We start from the raw sequence: 17,002 nt of genomic DNA on the forward strand, positions 1-17,002 counted from the left end.
TGCTGCGCCCGCAGGCGCATCAATTCGCCTGGGGATCCTGCGACCGCACCGGTCCGATCCGGCCTGGCGGCCAGATCTTGAACACTGCCTTGCCCCGGACGTTGTCGACGGGGACGGTGCCCTGCAGTTCGTCGGTGATGTGGGCGCGGGAGTCGGCGGACTGGTTGCGGTTGTCGCCCATCACCCACAGATGCCCCTCGGGTACCTTCACGGGCTTGAACTCGCGTCCGCCGCCCGAGCTGTAGGGCTGGCCCGGCACGTACGGGTAGATGTAGCGGGCGTACGGCTCGTCCAGCGGCTTGCCGTCGACCATGACCCGCCCCTGCGCGTCACAGCACTGCACAGTCTGGCCTCCGACCGCGATCACACGCTTGACCAGATCGTTCTCGTCCGGCGGCACCAGGCCGAAGAAGGAGAAGAAGTTCTGCACACCGCGGATGGCCGGGTTGTCCGAACGGATCGACTTGTAGAGGTTGTTCCACGAGGACGGGCCGACGAACACGACCACATCGCCCGGCTTCGGGTCGCCCCAGTAGTAGCTCAGTTTTTGCACATAGATACGGTCACCGGTGCATCCGGCGCACCCGTGCAGGGTGGTTTCCATCGACTCCGACGGAATCACGTACGGCCTGCCGACGAAGGTGACCATCAGCGCGGCGATCACCGCGGCGATCACGATCAGGATCGGCAATTCCTGCCAGAACGGCCGCTGCTTCTTCTTCGCTCGCCGCTTGGTGCGGCGTCCCCCTGCTCCCTCGTCGCCCGATTCGGACACCGATACCGACCCACTTTCGTCTGCCACGCCGAACAGATTAGCCCGGCATCCTGACTGCGGTCCGGTGCCGGGCTAAGGAAGATCTGATGTGCCGAAAAGCTGGCTCAGCGCTTTTCTTTGATCTTGGCGGCCTTGCCACGCAGGTCGCGCAGGTAGTACAGCTTGGCACGGCGGACGTCACCGCGGGTCACGACATCGATGTGGTCGATGTTCGGGCTGTGCACCGGGAAGGTGCGCTCCACTCCGACACCGAACGACACCTTACGGACCGTGAAGGTCTCGCGGATGCCGCCACCCTGGCGGCGGATCACGACGCCCTTGAAGACCTGGATGCGCTCCTTCGAGCCTTCGATGACCTTCACGTGCACATTCAGCGTATCGCCCGGCCGGAAGTCGGGGACGTCGCTGCGCAGCGACTTCTCGTCGACGAAGTCAAGGGTGTTCATTTCCATCCTTCTGGTTTCGCGCGAACAGAGGAACCTGGCGGCGCTGGGTGTGCTCGGCCGGTTCATGCTCCGATTAAGGGGGTGCGCCAGGCCGACAAACGCCCAGGGCAACCTGCTCATTGTGCCAGATCGGTCCGGATACGGAGAAATTGGCCCGCCTGACGTAGGCCTCACCTACGTCAGGCTACGCCCCACGCTGCGCGGTATACGGCCGCGGCGAGTCGGTTCTCACTCGGCCGTACCTGATCCGGTCAGCGGTGCGGTTCACCGGAAAACGCGTCCTGCGCGTGCGGTGCGGACGACGAGTTCAGCGTGTCGTGGTCGGCGTGCCAGAGCGAGTGGTGGCGATGATGTGGAGCCGGTGGCGCCGACACCACCGTGCGCGTGAGCTCCGCCTCTGCCGCCGTGCGGACGTGCTCGACGTCCGGTTTGCCCGCGATCAGGTCCTGCACGAAGATCTTGGCGCGGATCACCGGACGGCGGTAGCGGCGTTCCCGGACGATGGACCGGTACATCAGGCGTCTGCGGTCGGTGTAGCGCCAGCGCGCCCACGGTGCGCCGGGACGGCTCAGCCGCAGCGCGCCGACGAACAGCAACGGCAGGAAGAACATGCCGAACAGGCCGGTCCAGATCTTGCCTTTGACGATGACGATGGCGGCCAGCGCCAGGTTCACCACCGCGAAGACGACGATGAAGGTCCGGGCCTCGATGCCGGAATCGTGCCGGAAGTCGTTGATGTCGAGCAACCAGAGCGGGTGAAAACCCAGCAACAGCAACCCCGTCACCGCGAGCGCGACGAACACCGCGTCCACTGAGGTGCGCCCCTGCTTCTCCCAGTACACGTCGCGCAGGTAGAAGATCAGCGCGAACTCGTCGAGGACCAGCGCGGCGCCGACGCCGAAGGCGGCGGCGAGCCACCCTGCCGTCGCCGTGTCCGCACTCTGGTACACCGTGACCATGCCGATGCCGGACGCCAGCACCAGGATCACCCCGAACACCATGTGGTGGATGTGGGTGTCACCCGCTCGCAGGTTGCCCGGCCACCAGCGCACCCGCGCGCGGATCATCCGCACGCTGAGGCGGATGAACAGGAAGCCGACGATGAACCCGAGGAGCAAGCACAGCAGGGGCAGCCGGCCTTGGTCGATCACATCCTCGTCGAGCCACCGTCGCATCGTCGCCTCCTTCCTCCCGATCACCGACTACTGGCCGAAACCTGCCCTACGCAACGCGTCCGCCATCGCACCGCTCGGCGCGGGAGCACTGCGACGCTGGTTGCCGCCGCGTCCCTGCCCTTGATTGCGACCTTGGCCCTGCTGCTTGTTCTGACCATTCTGCCGCTGCCGCGGCTCACTGCCGCCCGGTCGGCCGCCCTGGCCGCGCTGACGGTTGTCACCGCCCTTCGCGGGCGCGCCGGGCTCGTCGTCCAAGCGCAGCGACAGGCCGATTCGCTGCCGCGCGACATCGACCTCGAGCACCTTCACCTTGACCACGTCGCCGGACTTGACCACCTCGCGCGGGTCCTTCACGAAATTGTGCGACATCGCGGAGACGTGCACGAGCCCGTCCTGGTGCACGCCGATGTCGACGAACGCGCCGAACGCGGCCACGTTCGTGACCACGCCCTCGAGCACCATGCCCGGCTTCAGGTCGGCCACCTTCTCCACACCGGCGGCGAACTCCGCGGTCTTGAATTCCGGACGAGGGTCGCGGCCCGGCTTCTCCAGCTCGGCGATGATATCGGTGACGGTGGGCACACCGAAGCGTTCGTCGGTGAAGTCGTCGGCGCGCAGCGAGCGCAGCACAGTGGTATTGCCGATGACCTCCGCGACACCGCGGCCGGTCGACTCGAGGATGCGCCGCACCACCGGGTACGCCTCGGGATGCACCGCGGAGGTGTCCAGCGGGTCGGCACCACCGCGGATGCGAAGAAAGCCCGCGCACTGCTCGAACGCCTTGGGACCGAGGCGGGGCACGTCCAGCAGTGCGGTCCTGCTGTGGAAGGGGCCGTTCTGATCCCGATGCGCCACAATGCTTTCCGCCACCGAACCGGCGATACCGGACACCCGGGACAGCAGCGGCACCGAGGCCGTGTTCACGTCGACGCCGACCGCGTTCACCGCGTCCTCGACCACCGCGCCCAGCGAGCGGGCCAGCAGGGTCTCGGACACGTCGTGCTGGTACTGGCCGACACCGATGGACTTCGGGTCGATCTTCACCAGCTCGGCCAGCGGGTCCTGCAGGCGCCGTGCGATCGACACCGCACCGCGCAGGGACACGTCCAGGTCGGGCAGCTCCTGCGAGGCGTAGGCCGAGGCAGAGTACACCGAGGCGCCCGCCTCGGACACCACGATCTTGGTCGGCTTGTTCTCCGGAATACGGGAGATCAGTTCGACGGCAAGGGCATCCGTTTCGCGCGAGGCGGTGCCGTTGCCGATGGCGATGAGTTCGACACCGAACCTGGCGACCAGCGCGCCGAGCACCGCGAGCGACTTCTCGGTCTGGCCCTGCGGCTTGTGCGGGTAGATCACCTCGGTGGCGACCACCTTGCCGGTGGCGTCGACCACCGCGACCTTCACGCCCGTGCGGTAGCCGGGATCGAGGCCCATGGTCGTGCGGGTGCCCGCGGGTGCGGCGAGCAGCAGGTCGCGCAGGTTCGCGGCGAACACGTCGACCGCATCCTTCTCCGCCGCCTGCCGCAGCCGCATCCTGGTGTCGATACCAAGACTCACTTGGAGTTTCGTGCGCCAGGCCCAGCGCACCGTGTCCAGCAGCCAGGAGTCGGCAGGGCGGCCCCTGTCCGCGATGCCGAAGCGTACCGCGATGCGGCCTTCATAGACGGTGCGCTCGCCCGGCTCGGGCTCCTCGGTGTCCGGCTCGAGGTGCAGGGTGAGCACCTCCTCTTTCTCACCGCGCAGCAGCGCGAGGATGCGGTGCGAGGGCAGCTTGGTGAACGGCTCGTTGAACTCGAAGTAGTCGGCGAACTTCGCACCCGCCTCCTCCTTACCGGCGCGCACGGTCGAGGTGACCTGGCCGCGGTTCCACATCAGCTCGCGCAGCTCGCCGACCAGGTCGGCGTCCTCGGCGAAACGCTCGACCAGGATCGCGCGCGCGCCATCGAGCTGCTCGGCGGTGTACTGCGCCGGATCGGTTGCCGGGTCGTCGATCAGAGTGTCGGCCACCGGCTCGTGCCCCGCCTCGCGCGCGATCTGAGCCTTGGTGCGGCGCTTCGGCTTGTACGGCAGATAGATGTCCTCGAGCCGGGCCTTGGTCTCGGCGAGCATGATCTGCCGGTGCAGCGTGTCGTCGAGTTTGCCCTGGCCGCGAATCGATTCGAGGATGGCGGCCCTGCGCTCGCCGAGCTCGCGCAGGTAATGCAGGCGCTCATCGAGCAGGCGCAGCTGCGCGTCGTCGAGACCGCCGGTGACCTCTTTCCGGTACCGCGCGATGAACGGCACGGTCGAGCCGCCGTCGAGCAGCTCTACGGCGGCACGCACCTGAGTCTCGCGCACCGCCAATTCGTCGGCGATGCGGCGGTTCACGCTGGCTGTGCTCGCGGTTTCGGAGCCCAGCGTCGCGGGAGGAGGCGAGGCGGGGTTGGACGAGGGAGGGAGCAGGGCGGGGTTCGACACTGCACTGGCGGTCTCTGGCGCTGTCGTCACGCCCGAGACACTACCGCTCCCCCGCCTCTTCGCGTCGTTTGCCAGTCCTGGGTACCGCAACCATCCAGCTGCGGGCCCGCGGTAGCGTGACCGGCTGACTTCTGGACATACCCGATGAGTTACCCATGTGCTCCGGAAATCAGTTGCCGCTTGGCGAATCCGACGTGCGCTCCTCCGATGACGCGAGGATCGCCTGGGCGATTTCTCGCATCTCGGCCTTGCGGATCTTGCCGGTGACCGTCATCGGGAACTCCTCGACCACGTGCACGTAGCGCGGGATCTTGAAGTGCGCCAGCTTGCCGGTGCAGAACGCGCGCACCGCCGCCGCGTCCAACGGCGCCGCGCCCGCGCGCATCCGGACCCAGGCCATCAGTTCCTCACCGTATTTCGGATCCGGCACACCGATCACCTGGGCATCCAAGATGTCGGGATGGGTGTAGAGGAACTCCTCGATCTCGCGTGGGTAGACGTTCTCGCCACCTCGGATGACCATGTCCTTGATCCGGCCGGTGATGGCCAGGTAGCCGTCGTCGTCCAGCACGCCGATGTCGCCGGTGTGCATCCAGCGGGCGGCATCGATGGATTCGGTGGTCTTGTCCGGGTCGCCCCAGTAGCCGAGCATCACCGAGTAGCCGCGGGTGCACAGCTCGCCCGGCTCGCCGCGTGGCACCGTGAGACCCGTTGCGGGGTCGACGACCTTGACCTCCAGGTGCGGCCCGACCCGGCCGACCGTGGCGGTGCGCCGGTCGATGCCGTCGTCGCGGCGGGTCTGGGTACTGACCGGTGACGTCTCCGTCATGCCGTAGCAGATGCACACCTCGCGCATGCCCATCCGGTCGATCACCCGCTTCATGACCTCGACCGGGCAGGGCGAGCCGGCCATGATGCCGGTGCGCAGGGTGGACAGATCCGTTGTGGCCGAATCCAGTTCGGTGAGCAGATCGATGAACATCGTCGGCACACCGTAGAGCGAGGTGCAGCGCTCGGCCGCGACGGCGGCGAGTGTCGCCGTCGGGTCGAACGAGGGCGCCGGAATCACGATCGCCGCACCGTGACTCGTGCTCGCGAGATTTCCCATCACCATGCCGAAGCAGTGGTAGAAGGGCACCGGGACGCAGATCCGGTCCTGCTCGGTGTAGCCGCACAGCTCGCCGACGAAATAACCGTTGTTCAAGATGTTGTGGTGGCTGAGCGTGGCGCCCTTGGGAAAGCCGGTTGTGCCGGAGGTGTACTGGATATTGATCGGGTCGTCAGCCGACAGCTTCGCCCCGAGTGCGGCCAGCCGATCGGCGTCGATCTCGGTGCGGGTCAGCTCTTCCCATCCCTGGGTGCCGAGCACGAGTACCTGTTCGAGGGCCGGGCAGTTCGGCCGAACCTGCTCGATCATCGCGACGTAGTTCGAGGACTTGAACTCCGCGGCCGAGGCGAGCATCCGCACGCCTGCCTGGCGCAGCACGTACTCCAATTCGCTGGCGCGGTAGGCGGGGTTGATGTTGACCAGGATCGCGCCGATTTTCGCCGTCGCGTACTGCACGAGAAACCATTCCGCACAGTTCGGCGCCCAGATGCCGACCCGATCCCCCTTGCCGATGCCTTTGCCGGCCAGGCCGCAGGCCAGGGCATCGATCGCGGCGCCGAGTTCGCGGTAGGTCCATCGGCGTCCGGACGGGCTGTCCACCAGCGCTTCTCGCTCGGGGAACAGCGCCACCGTGCGATCGAGATTGCCGCCGATGGTGTCCCCGAGCAGCGGGGTGTCCGAGATACCGGAGGAATAGCTCGGCAGCGACATCACTTGACTCCCCCCTGCCGTAGTACGAACCTCTGCACCTTGCCGCTGGGCGTCTTCGGCAGGCTCTGGACGAAGTGGATCTTGCGCGGGTAGGCGTGCGCGGCGAACTTCTTCTTCACCAGGCTCTGCAGCTCGGCTTCCAGCTCGGCGCCCCCCGCGGCGCCGGCGCGCAGCACCACGAACGCCTCCAGCACCTCACCGCGCAGCTCGTCCGGCATGCCGACCACGGCCGCTTCGGCCACTTGCTCGTGCAGCACGAGCACGCTCTCCACCTCGAACGGGCCGATGCGATAACCCGCCATGATGATCACGTCGTCGTCGCGGGCGGAGAATCGGAAGAACCCGTCCGTGTCCTGTGAACCCGCATCACCGGTCAGGTACCAGCGACCGTCGGCGGTGTAGCGCTGTGCGGTGCGTTCCGGGGCGTCGAGGTAGCCGAGGAACCACAGCAGCGGGCTGTGCTGCGTGTCGATCGCGACCCGACCCAGCTCACCGGTGGGGGCGATGGTGTCGGCGTCGTCGGCGAGCACCGCGCAGGACCAGCCCGGCAGCGAGCGGCCCATCGAGCCCGCGGGTGCGCCGGTGTCGAGGGCTTCGTGCCAGGCGTCGCAGATGACCATGCCGTGCTCGGTCTGGCCGTAGTGGTCGCGCACCGCGACGCCCAGGTACTCCGCCGACCAGGCGACGACCTCAGGTGTCAGCGGCTCGCCCGCCGACGACGCGCGGCGCAGCTTCGTGTGCACCGGCGGCGTGGTGCCGGCGGCGCGCAGCGCGCGGTACACCGTCGGAGCGGCAGCGAAATTGGTGACTCCGAACCTCTCCAGCACCTGCCAGGTCAGCGCGGCGGAGAAGCCCGCGTGCAGCAGGATGCTGCGGATACCGGTGGCCAGCGGGCCGAGGATCGCGTAGTAGAGGCCGTAGGCCCAGCCCGGGTCCGCGGCATTCCAGAACACGTCGTCGGCCCGGACATCGAGCGCGAACTCCTGGTACGCGTGGAAGGACGCGAGCGCGCGCAGCGGAATCGGGACACCCTTGGGCGTGCCGGTGGTGCCACTGGTGAAGAGCTGGACGAGTAGTCCGTCACCGCCTATCGCGACGGGCGTAGCGTCCGGGAGGGTGGCCGAATAGGTGTCGAGAAGGTCTGCCATGCGCAGTGCGCCCTCCGGGGCGTCCGCGCCGGTAACGATCAGCCGCCACGGCGGGTCGGCGGGCAGATCCGGGCCGGGGGCCAGCTTCGGCGCCTGGTCGGCGTCGGCGATGACGATCGAGGCGCCGGCAGCCGAAAGCCGCAACGCGATGGCGGGTGGCGCGAACGCGGTGAACAGCGGGACGTGCACCGCGCCGCTGCGCCAGATGCCGAGCAGCGCGACCACCAGGTTCGCCGACTTCGCCATCAGCGTGGCGACCCGGTCGCCCGGCCGCACGCCGAGCTCGCCGAGTGCGGCGGCGAACCGGGCCGACCGTTCGCGCAGCTCACGGTAGGTGAGGTCGGTCGAGGACAAGTCGGCCTCGATGATGGTGAAGGCGACCCGGCCAGCCGGGTGCCGATCACACAGCAGATCCGCCGCCGCCGCGTCGCTCCGGTCGTAACAATCCAGCAGCTCGCGCACCCGCAGATTCAGATCGGTGCCCATCTCGCTTCTCCTCTTTCCGTGATCCGGCACAACCCGGGTGTGCAATAGGATGTGGGTCACATCGAGTTCGCCACTACCCCCGAAAAGGGGTGAGCCCCGTGACCCACACCGCACTGCTGCGTCCGCGCGACGGCGACGCGTTGCGCGCCGAGATCCGCTGGATGGCGAGCCGGGCCGGAGTGCCGGTGGTGTTCGGCGGCGAAGTGCACGGCGACGCGCTGCTGCTCTCGGAATTCGTCGGCACGATGACCAACGGGCTGCGCGGATTGTCCGTGTTGCGCACGTCGGGACTGGGCGGGCGCGTGATGGATTCGGGGCGTCCCGCCTCGGTCGCGGATTACCGCAACGCCTCCTCGATCACCCACCACTACGACGGCCCGGTCGCCGGCGAGGGCATCCGCTCCGTACTCGCTGTCCCGGTAGTCGTGGACAGGCGATCCCGCGTGGTGCTCTACGCTGCGACCAGGGGGAGCAGTCCGTTGGGTGACCGCACCGCGGACCTCGTCGTCCGAGCCGGTCGGCGCCTGGCCACCGAGATCACCCTCCGCGACGAGGTCGACCGACGCTTGCGGCTGCTGGAGGTGACCCCCCCTTCGGCAGGTACGGCATCCGCGGTCACCGAGGAACTCCGCGACATCCACGCCGAACTTCGTGGCATGGCGCGCTCCGTCGAGGACGACCGATTGCGCGGGCGCCTGCACGCGGTCTGCGAACGACTCACCCGCGTCCTGGTCGGCGAACCGGCACCGGACAGCCCGAAACTGTCCCGCCGCGAACTCGACGTGCTGTCACAGGTCGCGCTCGGCTGCACAAACCAGGAAGCGGCACAACGTCTCTCGCTCGGGCCGGAGACCGTCAAGAGCTACTTGCGTAATGCGATGGTCAAGCTCGACGCACACTCCCGCCATGAGGCGGTCGTGGCGGCCCGTCGCCACGGACTTCTGCCTTGACCAGCGGATAGTCAGCGACCTCGCCCACACCACCGACACCGCACGCCGCGACCGACTCTGGGAGGGGTACTCAGGCCTGGTGCCCTCGGGGTCGACGCCCACCCGGCGACCTGACATCGACCTGCTGGTCGCGCCGACGGTCTACCGTTCGGACGTCGCGTCCTGGTCCGGGAGCAGGTCCGCGCGGCGTTCGCGGGTACGAGCGAGGGATTGCTCGCGGCGCCATGCGGCCACCTTCGCGTGGTCTCCGGAGAGCAGGATCGGCGGAACCTCCAGGCCGCGCCACGAGACCGGACGGGTGTAGCTCGGGCCTTCGAGCAGGCCGTCGGAGAACGAATCTTCTTGGTGGGACTGCTGATTGCCGAGTACGCCGGGCAGCAGCCGGACCACGGCCTCGGTCATCACGAGCACCGCCGCCTCGCCACCGATCAGCACGTAGTCGCCGATACTGACCTCTTCCACCCGGACCCGGCGGGCCGCGTCATCGAAGACGCGCTGGTCGATCCCTTCGTAGCGGCCGCAAGCGAAGACCAGGTGTGATTCGGCGGACCAGCGCCGCGCGGTGGCCTGGGTGAACGACACGCCCGCGGGCGTCGGGACGACCAGCAGCGCGTCGTCCGGACAGACCTCGTCGAGGGCCGCGCCCCACACGGTCGGCTTCATGACCATGCCGGGTCCGCCGCCGTACGGGGAGTCGTCGACCGATTTGTGCACGTCATGGGTCCAGCGGCGCAGGTCGTGCACCGCGAGGGAGATCAGCCCCTTGTCGATCGCCTTACCGAGCAGCGCCGTGCGCAAAGGCTCCAGGTACTCCGGGAAGATCGTGACGACATCGAGTTTCATGCCTACCTCCTGTCACCGCGGAGTCGACTGTCGGTCCGGTGAGCGATGCGCGATCGGGTCTCACACCGCCTCATTCCGGGTCGAGCAGACCCTCGGGCGGATCGATGACGACGAGGCGATCCGCGAGCGACACCGTCGGCACGATCGCGGTGACGAACGGGATCAGGATCTCCCGGCCGTCGTCGGCGGCGCGCACCGACAGCAGTTCACCCGCCGCGGAATGCAGCACCTCGCGCACCGAGCCGACCACGGTGCCGTCGGTGAGCTGGACTTCCAGCCCTTCCAGCTCGTAATCGTAGAACTCCTCCGGATCGTCGGACGGCGGAAGATCCGCGCTGTCGATCAGGAACAGCATGCCGCGCAGCGCGTCGGCCGCGGTGCGGTCGGCGACGCCGGCCAGGAACACGAGAAGCCGGCCCGAGTGCTCTCGGGCCGACTCCACGGTGAAATCACGGACTGCCCCGGATCGTGCCAGCCGACCGCGCAGCGTGGAACCGGGCGCGAAACGCGCCTCGGGCTCGTCGGTCCGTACCTCGACGACAAGCTCGCCGCGCACGCCGTGCGACTTGGCGACCCGCCCAACGACGAGTTCCACTACTGGTCGGTGTCGACCACGTCGACCCGGATGCCCCGGCCGCCGATACCTGCGACGAGGGTGCGCAGCGCGGTCGCGGTGCGTCCGCCGCGGCCGATCACCTTGCCCAAGTCTTCAGGGTGCACATGCACCTCGACGGTGCGCCCTCGGCGACCGGTGATCAGCTCGACACGGACGTCATCGGGATTGGCGACGATCCCGCGAACCAGGTGTTCGACGGCATCAGCGACGACGGCACTCACTGCTCCATCACCTCGAGACGCAACTTCCCCATCGTCGGGGCCGGTCTATCGACGGCTCGAGACGGGTACCGTGTGGACGGGTAGAGCCCACTCATTACACCATCACCTCGAGACGCAACTCCCCCATCGTCGGGGCCGGTCTATCGACGGCTCGAGACGGGTACGGTGTGGACGGGTAGAGCCCACTCATTACTCGGCGGCCTCGGTCTCGGCGGCCTCGTCCTTCTTGGCGGCCTTCTTCTTCGGGGTGACGGCCTCGGCGACCGGCTCGCTATCGGCGGCGGCCAGCGCGGCGTTGAACAGGTCCAGCTTGGATGGCTTGGCCGGCTTGACCTTCAGAGTGCCCTCGGCGCCGTCGATGCCCTTGAACTTCTGCCAGTCACCGGTGATCTTCAACAGCTGGAGGACCGGCTCGGTCGGCTGTGCGCCGACACCCAGCCAGTACTGAGCGCGCTCGGAATCGATCTCGATGAGCGACGGCTCTTCCTTCGGGTGGTACTTGCCGATGGATTCGATGGCCCGGCCGTCCCGGCGAGTGCGAGCGTCCGCGACCACGACACGGTACTGCGGGTTGCGGATCTTGCCCATGCGGGTGAGTTTGATGCGAACAGCCACTGCTGATCTGCCTTTCGTTGGTTGGTCACGGCGCGATTCAGCGACCCGCACGGTCTGCGAGCCCGGTTTTGCGCTTGGAGTGTGTGACCGCCGCGCGGTACGTAACCGGAGACGGGCTGACACTTGTCCGGAAGGACGGTGGTCCATTGTGCCAGACGGGGCGGTCTCGCCAGAAATCGCGCCTCGGTGATTACGCATCGACGCCCACTCCCGTAAGCACGCATGAGATTTTTCGTCGCAATCGCAGAACGGCATCACTCGCGAGATCGCGGTTGAACTAGGCGAGGAGGGCGTGGTGGAGTGTGTCGCGCCGGGGGTCTTCCGCGTACTGCGCGCCATCGTGTCGGGCATCGCGCGCGCCATCAACTGACTATCGGCGGCGATGCCGAGGAAGCAGTGCCCCGTCTCGGTGCTGCGGCAGTACATCGAGCAGCAGAACCGCCGAGACCAGGGCACACTCGGCCCCGGAGGTCGGCGCACGGGCCCACACTCCGGCAGCGAGCGCACCGATCTTCGCGGTCTGCCCAACGGTCAGCTCACCAGCGGCGCAAGGGTGCGCCCCGCGAGTTCGACCGCGCCGGGCTCGTGTCCATTGAAGACCATGTTGACGATCAAGCCATCGATGCCGTGGGCGAGGACGCGGGTCCGCAACTGCTCGGCAACCTCGTCCGGCGTGCCGACGAACTGACGGTCGGCGGGGCTCTGCTTGCGCTCCTCCTCCGACAGTGCCGACAGGTCGATGCCCATGCTGCTCAGGTAATCCTGCTGCTGCTTACGGACGCGGTCACCGTCCTCGTCGACCATCAGGAAGCAAAGGTAGCTGGTCTCCAGCGTCTTCGGGTCGCGGCCGACCTCGGTGCAGCGCTCGTGCAGGGCCGCGACCTTGCGCGGAAGCTCGGAAGCGTTGCAGATGATGTTGAGGTGATCGGCGAAACGGGCGGCCAGGCCGAAGGTCTTCTTCTCGCCACTGCCGCCGAGCAGGATCGGCAGGTCGTCGCGCAGGCGGGGCTCGTTCATCGCTTTCTCGGTGTGGTACCACCTGCCGTCGAAGCTGGGGCGCTGCCCGCGCAGCATCGGCTGGATGATCTGCAATGCCTCGTCGAGGCGTTCGAAGCGGTCGGTGAACGTGCCGAAGTCGAACCCATAGGACTGGTGCTCGAGCTCGAACCAGCCCGCGCCGATGCCGAGCACCGCGCGGCCGCCGCTGACCACGTCCAGGGTGGTGACAGTCTTGGCGAGCAAGGCCGGATTGCGGTAGGTGTTGCCGGTTACCAACGCCGACAACTGGATTCGTTCGGTCGACGCGGCCAGACCGGAGAGCGCCGTGTAGGCCTCTAGCATCGGCTCGTCCGGCGTGCCGATCCCGGGCAGTTGATAGAAATGGTCCATCACGAAGACTGTGTCGAAGCCGGCGGCTTCGGCCTCCCTTGCCTGCGTGACGACGGTGGGAAACAGCGCGCGCACCGATCGGCCGTAGCTGAAGTTGGGCATCTGATAACCGAGGCGAATGGTCACGAGAACCGACCTTACTCGCCGGTCGGAAACATGCGCGCGAACTGCGCTGACCGAGGTTTCAGCGATGGCCGGTGACGGGACCGCGTTTGCCGAACACCCGCCCGCGCAGAACGACGGCGTACGGCGTGGTGAGCACCTCCGGGTGAGCGAACGGGTCCTCCTGGTAAACGACGAAATCCGCGGGCGCGCCGTGCTCGATGCTCGGCCTGCCGAGCCAGGCGCGGGCATTCCAGGAGGCCGCGCCGAGCGCATCGCGCCGGGACAGACCTGCGGCACCGAGCGCGGCGATCTCGTCGGCGATGCGCCCGTGGCGGATTGAGCCGCCCGCGTCGGTGCCCGCGAAGATCGGCACACCCGCTTCGTGTGCCGCGGCGACGGTGCCGCGCACCCGGCGATGCAGTTCGCGCATGTGGGCGGCGTAGACGGGGAATTTGCCCGCGCTGTCGGCGATTTCGGGGAAGGTGTCGATGTTGATCAGGGTGGGCACCAAGGCGGTGCCGTGTTCGACCATCATCTCGATGGTCTCGTCGGTGAGGCCGGTGCCGTGTTCCAGGCAGTCGATGCCGGCGCCGATCAAACCGGGCAGCGCGTCCTCGCCGAAGACATGCGCGGTGACGCGCGCACCGCTGGCGTGCGCGGCGTCGATCGCCTCCTTCAGGATCGCGTCGCTCCACAGTGGACGCAGGTCAGCGACGGAGCGGTCGATCCAGTCGCCGACGATCTTCACCCAGCCGTCGCCGAAGCGGGCCTGCTCGGCGACGATCTCCGGCAGATCGCGTTCGTCGTCGAGTGCGATGCCCAGCTCGCGGATGTAGCGCTTGGGACGGGCGATGTGGCGGCCCGCCCGGATGATCCGCGGCAGCTCGTCGTGGTCGTCGATGAATCGGGTGTCGATCGGCGAGCCCGCGTCGCGCAGCAGCAGCACACCGGCCGCGCGTTCGATCTCGGCCTGCGCGATGGCGCCCTCGCGGTCCTCGCCGCCCCCGCCGTATCGGATGCCGACGTGGCAGTGCGCGTCGACCAGGCCAGGCACGATCCACCCTGCCGCACAGAGTGTTTCGGCGCCCGGCACGGGTTCGAAGGACACCAGCCCGTCCCGCACCCACAAATCGCGCACCTCGCCACCAGGCAGGACAGCACCTCGCAGATGCACAGCAACCTCCCGGACGTCGTCGGCTGCCACCAACCTACTGTCCATGCCACGTAACAGCTATCCGCGCGGAAACCGCGCCCCTGTCGGCGTCGCCGACGCGGTCTACTTCTTCGGGAAATTCAGTTTGGAGAGGTCGAGGCCCTCCAGGCCGGGCGGCAGCTGGTCGAGACCGGCGGGCATGTTGGAGAGGTCGGGCATACCCGCGGGCAGTCCGGGCATGCCGGGCATGCCGGGGAACCCACCGCGCACCTTCGGCGGTGTCGGGCCACGGCCGCCCTTCTTCCCCTTCTTGCCCTTCTTGGTGTTGCCGCGACGGGAGCCGGGCAGCCCCATCTGGCGACCCATCATCGCCATCATCTTCTTGGCATCGAAGAAACGGTCGACGAGCTGGTTGACCTCGGAAACCTGGACACCGGAGCCGTTGGCGATGCGCAGCCGACGAGATGCGTTGATGATCTTGGGGTTGTCGCGCTCGGCCGGGGTCATGCCGCGGATGATCGCCTGCACGCGGTCGAGCTGCTTGTCGTCGACCTGAGCCAACACGTCCTTCATCTGGCCCGCGCCGGGCAGCATGCCCAGGAGGTTGCCGATCGGGCCCATCTTGCGGATGGCCAGCATCTGGTCGAGGAAGTCCTCGAGGGTGAGCTCGCCGCTGCCGATCTTGCGGGCGGCCTCCTCGGCCTGTTGCGCGTCGTAGACCTGCTCGGCCTGCTCGATCAGGGTGAGCACGTCGCCCATACCGAGGATGCGGCTGGCCATGCGGTCCGGGTGGAAGACGTCGAAGTCCTCGAGTTTCTCACCGGTGGAGGCGAACAGGATCGGGGCGCCGGTGACCTCACGGACGCTCAGCGCGGCACCACCGCGGGCGTCGCCGTCGAGCTTGGTGAGCACGACACCGGTGAAGCCGACGCCGTCGCGGAACGCCTCGGCTGTGGTGACCGCGTCCTGACCGATCATGGCGTCGAGCACGAACAGGGTCTCGTCCGGCCGCACTGCGTCCCGGATCCCCACCGCCTGCCGCATGAGTTCGGCGTCGATACCGAGACGGCCCGCTGTGTCGACGATGACGACGTCGTGCTGCTTCTGCTCGGCTTCCGCGATACCGCCGCGCGCCACGCTCACCGGATCGGCGGCCGTGATGCCGAGCGGGTTCTCGCCGCCACCGACGGAAGTACCGGGGTGCGGCGCGTAGACGGGCACGCCCGCGCGCTCGCCCACCACCTGCAGCTGGGTGACGGCGCCCGGGCGCTGCAGGTCACAGGCGACCAACAGCGGCTGATGCCCCTGCCCCTTCAGCCATTTCGCCAGTTTGCCTGCGAGCGTCGTCTTACCGGAACCCTGCAGACCGGCGAGCATGATCACCGTCGGCGGGTTCTTGGCCAGATTCAGTCGCCTGGTCTCGCCGCCGAGGATGCCGACGAGCTCCTCGTTGACGATCTTCACGACCTGCTGGGCCGGATTCAGCGCCCCGGAAACCTCCGCGCCCTTGGCGCGCTCCTTGATCCGCCCGATGAAACCGCGCACCACGGGCAGTGCGACGTCGGCCTCGAGCAGGGCGAGACGGATCTCCCGACAGGTGACGTCGATGTCGGCCGGTGACAGACGCCCCTTACCACGCAGATCCTTGAGGGCACCGGTAAGCCGGTCGGACAGGGATTCGAACACCGATCGCGCTCCTGATCTCGGGGGACGTCACATTCTCTCCCAGGGTAATGGGATCACCCATGTGATCGTGCAGGCGGTGCGCCCTTTCGGTGGGAAGGGGGCGCAACAGCCAGAGACGATGCTCAGGAGAGGTCGAGGTGGCGGTTCATCGACATCGCCGCGGCGGCCAGCTCCGAGAGTTCGATCACGGTGATGCCCTGCTGTCGCAACTTCTCCACACCGACGCAGTCCGCGACGAATGTCGACGGTTCACGCCACGCGATCACGACGACCGGAATACCCGCCTGCAGGATGCGGTCGGTGCAGGGCAAACGGGTCTTCGTCGCGCGTTCCGAGCACGGTTCCAGGGTGCTGTAGATCGTGGCGCGCGCCAGCCGGGGATCGTTCGCGCCCAGCTTGTCGAGCGCGGATTCCTCGGCGTGCACCTTCGGGTCGGTCTCGCGCGAGTAGCCGGTGGAGATCTCCTGGCCGTCGGCGACGATCACCGCGCCCACCGAGAACGCACCCTCGACCACCGGGCACCGGCGGGCGAGATCAATGGCCCTGTTCATCCAGTGGTGGTGGTCGTGCTCGGTCACCGTTCGTTCTCCTTACGCACCCTGGCAGCGCGAACGGTCACGTGAGGCCCCCAACCGTTCGGCCGCCTGGAATTCGACCACGTCGCGGTCGACGAGACTCGGCCGCGGATGTCGGTCGCCAAGCGTAACCGATCTAGGGGTCCAGCACGCGGCGGCGTGGTTTGGCGGTTTTGCGATAGTCGTGGTTTTCCCTGGCCACCATGAAGACCGCTTCGCGGGCGGTCAGGCCCAGTTCGAGGGCCAAGTCGTCGAGGACGGCCCATTCCGTGGTGGTGGGGATCGCGGAGGAGGCGACCGTCGATGCGATGGTCATCGCACTCACGGCCTGTTGTCCGGTCAAGGTGCGACCCGGCAGCCAGGAGACCACCCAGCGATCACCGCCCACACACCGCGCGATATGCGTGGTCTCGTCACTGGTCATCATCGACGCCGAAACGACTTCAATTGCCACCGACCTGCTCCCCTCGTGCTCGCGATAGCTAGACGCTCTGATCGTAGGGCCCGACAGCCCCACCAGAGCTCAGTTCCAGCAAATCTTCT

At 67.7% G+C, this 17,002-nt stretch carries 16 protein-coding genes; 1 reads left to right on the forward strand and 15 read right to left on the reverse strand.

From position 1 onward, the window contains the following. Positions 1-19: 19 nt before the first annotated feature. From lepB to AB4Z47_RS23835, 6 genes are all read right to left on the reverse strand, one after another. Positions 20-802 carry a signal peptidase I gene (gene lepB / locus AB4Z47_RS23810; protein ID WP_441953677.1) on the reverse strand — a complete coding sequence of 261 codons (783 nt, stop codon included), beginning with the start codon at positions 800-802 and terminating at the stop codon, positions 20-22. Positions 803-879: 77 nt separating this feature from the next. After that, positions 880-1,221 carry a 50S ribosomal protein L19 gene (gene rplS, locus AB4Z47_RS23815; protein ID WP_011210681.1) on the reverse strand — a complete coding sequence of 114 codons (342 nt, stop codon included), beginning with the start codon at positions 1,219-1,221 and terminating at the stop codon, positions 880-882. Positions 1,222-1,472: 251 nt separating this feature from the next. After that, entirely contained in the window at positions 1,473-2,396 is a 924-nt protein-coding gene (locus tag AB4Z47_RS23820; protein WP_441953679.1) for a hypothetical protein, read from the reverse strand. A 27-nt stretch (positions 2,397-2,423) separates the two neighbouring features. Beyond that, entirely contained in the window at positions 2,424-4,793 is a 2,370-nt protein-coding gene (locus AB4Z47_RS23825) for a Tex family protein (protein ID WP_441953743.1), read from the reverse strand. Positions 4,794-5,022: 229 nt separating this feature from the next. Continuing rightward, positions 5,023-6,672, reverse strand: a complete 1,650-nt coding sequence (locus AB4Z47_RS23830) for an AMP-binding protein (protein ID WP_441953681.1) — start codon at positions 6,670-6,672, stop codon at positions 5,023-5,025. Beyond that, positions 6,672-8,306, reverse strand: coding sequence for an AMP-binding protein (locus tag AB4Z47_RS23835; protein WP_441953683.1), 1,635 nt, complete (start codon positions 8,304-8,306; stop codon positions 6,672-6,674). Before AB4Z47_RS23835 ends, AB4Z47_RS23830 begins: the two co-directional genes overlap by 1 nt. Positions 8,307-8,404: 98 nt before the next feature. Between AB4Z47_RS23835 and AB4Z47_RS23840 the strand changes: the two genes are divergently transcribed. Then, on the forward strand, positions 8,405-9,256 hold the full coding sequence (locus tag AB4Z47_RS23840; RefSeq protein ID WP_441953685.1) for a response regulator transcription factor: 852 nt from the start codon (positions 8,405-8,407) through the stop codon (positions 9,254-9,256). A 141-nt stretch (positions 9,257-9,397) separates the two neighbouring features. Here AB4Z47_RS23840 and trmD read toward each other — a convergent pair whose 3' ends face one another. The 9 genes from trmD to AB4Z47_RS23885 form a co-directional block, all read right to left on the reverse strand. Next, the gene (gene trmD / locus AB4Z47_RS23845; RefSeq protein WP_441953687.1) at positions 9,398-10,099 is read right to left on the reverse strand and encodes a tRNA (guanosine(37)-N1)-methyltransferase TrmD; all 702 of its coding nucleotides are present in this window, start codon (positions 10,097-10,099) and stop codon (positions 9,398-9,400) included. A gap of 70 nt (positions 10,100-10,169) precedes the next feature. After that, positions 10,170-10,694, reverse strand: coding sequence for a ribosome maturation factor RimM (rimM, locus tag AB4Z47_RS23850; protein WP_441953689.1), 525 nt, complete (start codon positions 10,692-10,694; stop codon positions 10,170-10,172). Beyond that, positions 10,694-10,936 carry an RNA-binding protein gene (locus AB4Z47_RS23855; protein ID WP_067782143.1) on the reverse strand — a complete coding sequence of 81 codons (243 nt, stop codon included), beginning with the start codon at positions 10,934-10,936 and terminating at the stop codon, positions 10,694-10,696. The genes rimM and AB4Z47_RS23855 overlap by 1 nt, the downstream gene beginning before the upstream one ends. Positions 10,937-11,125: 189 nt before the next feature. Continuing rightward, positions 11,126-11,551: a 30S ribosomal protein S16 gene (rpsP, locus tag AB4Z47_RS23860; protein WP_441953691.1), complete on the reverse strand. Its 426-nt coding sequence runs from the start codon at positions 11,549-11,551 to the stop codon at positions 11,126-11,128. 531 nt (positions 11,552-12,082) lie between these two features. Continuing rightward, positions 12,083-13,066, reverse strand: coding sequence for an LLM class F420-dependent oxidoreductase (locus tag AB4Z47_RS23865; RefSeq protein ID WP_441953693.1), 984 nt, complete (start codon positions 13,064-13,066; stop codon positions 12,083-12,085). 58 nt (positions 13,067-13,124) lie between these two features. After that, positions 13,125-14,219, reverse strand: a complete 1,095-nt coding sequence (locus AB4Z47_RS23870) for an amidohydrolase family protein (RefSeq protein ID WP_441953745.1) — start codon at positions 14,217-14,219, stop codon at positions 13,125-13,127. 102 nt (positions 14,220-14,321) lie between these two features. Then, positions 14,322-15,884, reverse strand: a complete 1,563-nt coding sequence (gene ffh, locus AB4Z47_RS23875) for a signal recognition particle protein (RefSeq protein ID WP_441953695.1) — start codon at positions 15,882-15,884, stop codon at positions 14,322-14,324. A 122-nt stretch (positions 15,885-16,006) separates the two neighbouring features. Then, on the reverse strand, positions 16,007-16,462 hold the full coding sequence (locus tag AB4Z47_RS23880; protein ID WP_441953697.1) for a deaminase: 456 nt from the start codon (positions 16,460-16,462) through the stop codon (positions 16,007-16,009). A 133-nt stretch (positions 16,463-16,595) separates the two neighbouring features. Next, positions 16,596-16,913, reverse strand: coding sequence for a hypothetical protein (locus tag AB4Z47_RS23885; RefSeq protein ID WP_441953699.1), 318 nt, complete (start codon positions 16,911-16,913; stop codon positions 16,596-16,598). Positions 16,914-17,002 lie beyond the last annotated feature (89 nt).

Origin of the sequence: Nocardia sp. 2TAF39, from assembly GCF_052114905.1 — a bacterium.
Lineage (GTDB): Bacteria > Actinomycetota > Actinomycetes > Mycobacteriales > Mycobacteriaceae > Nocardia.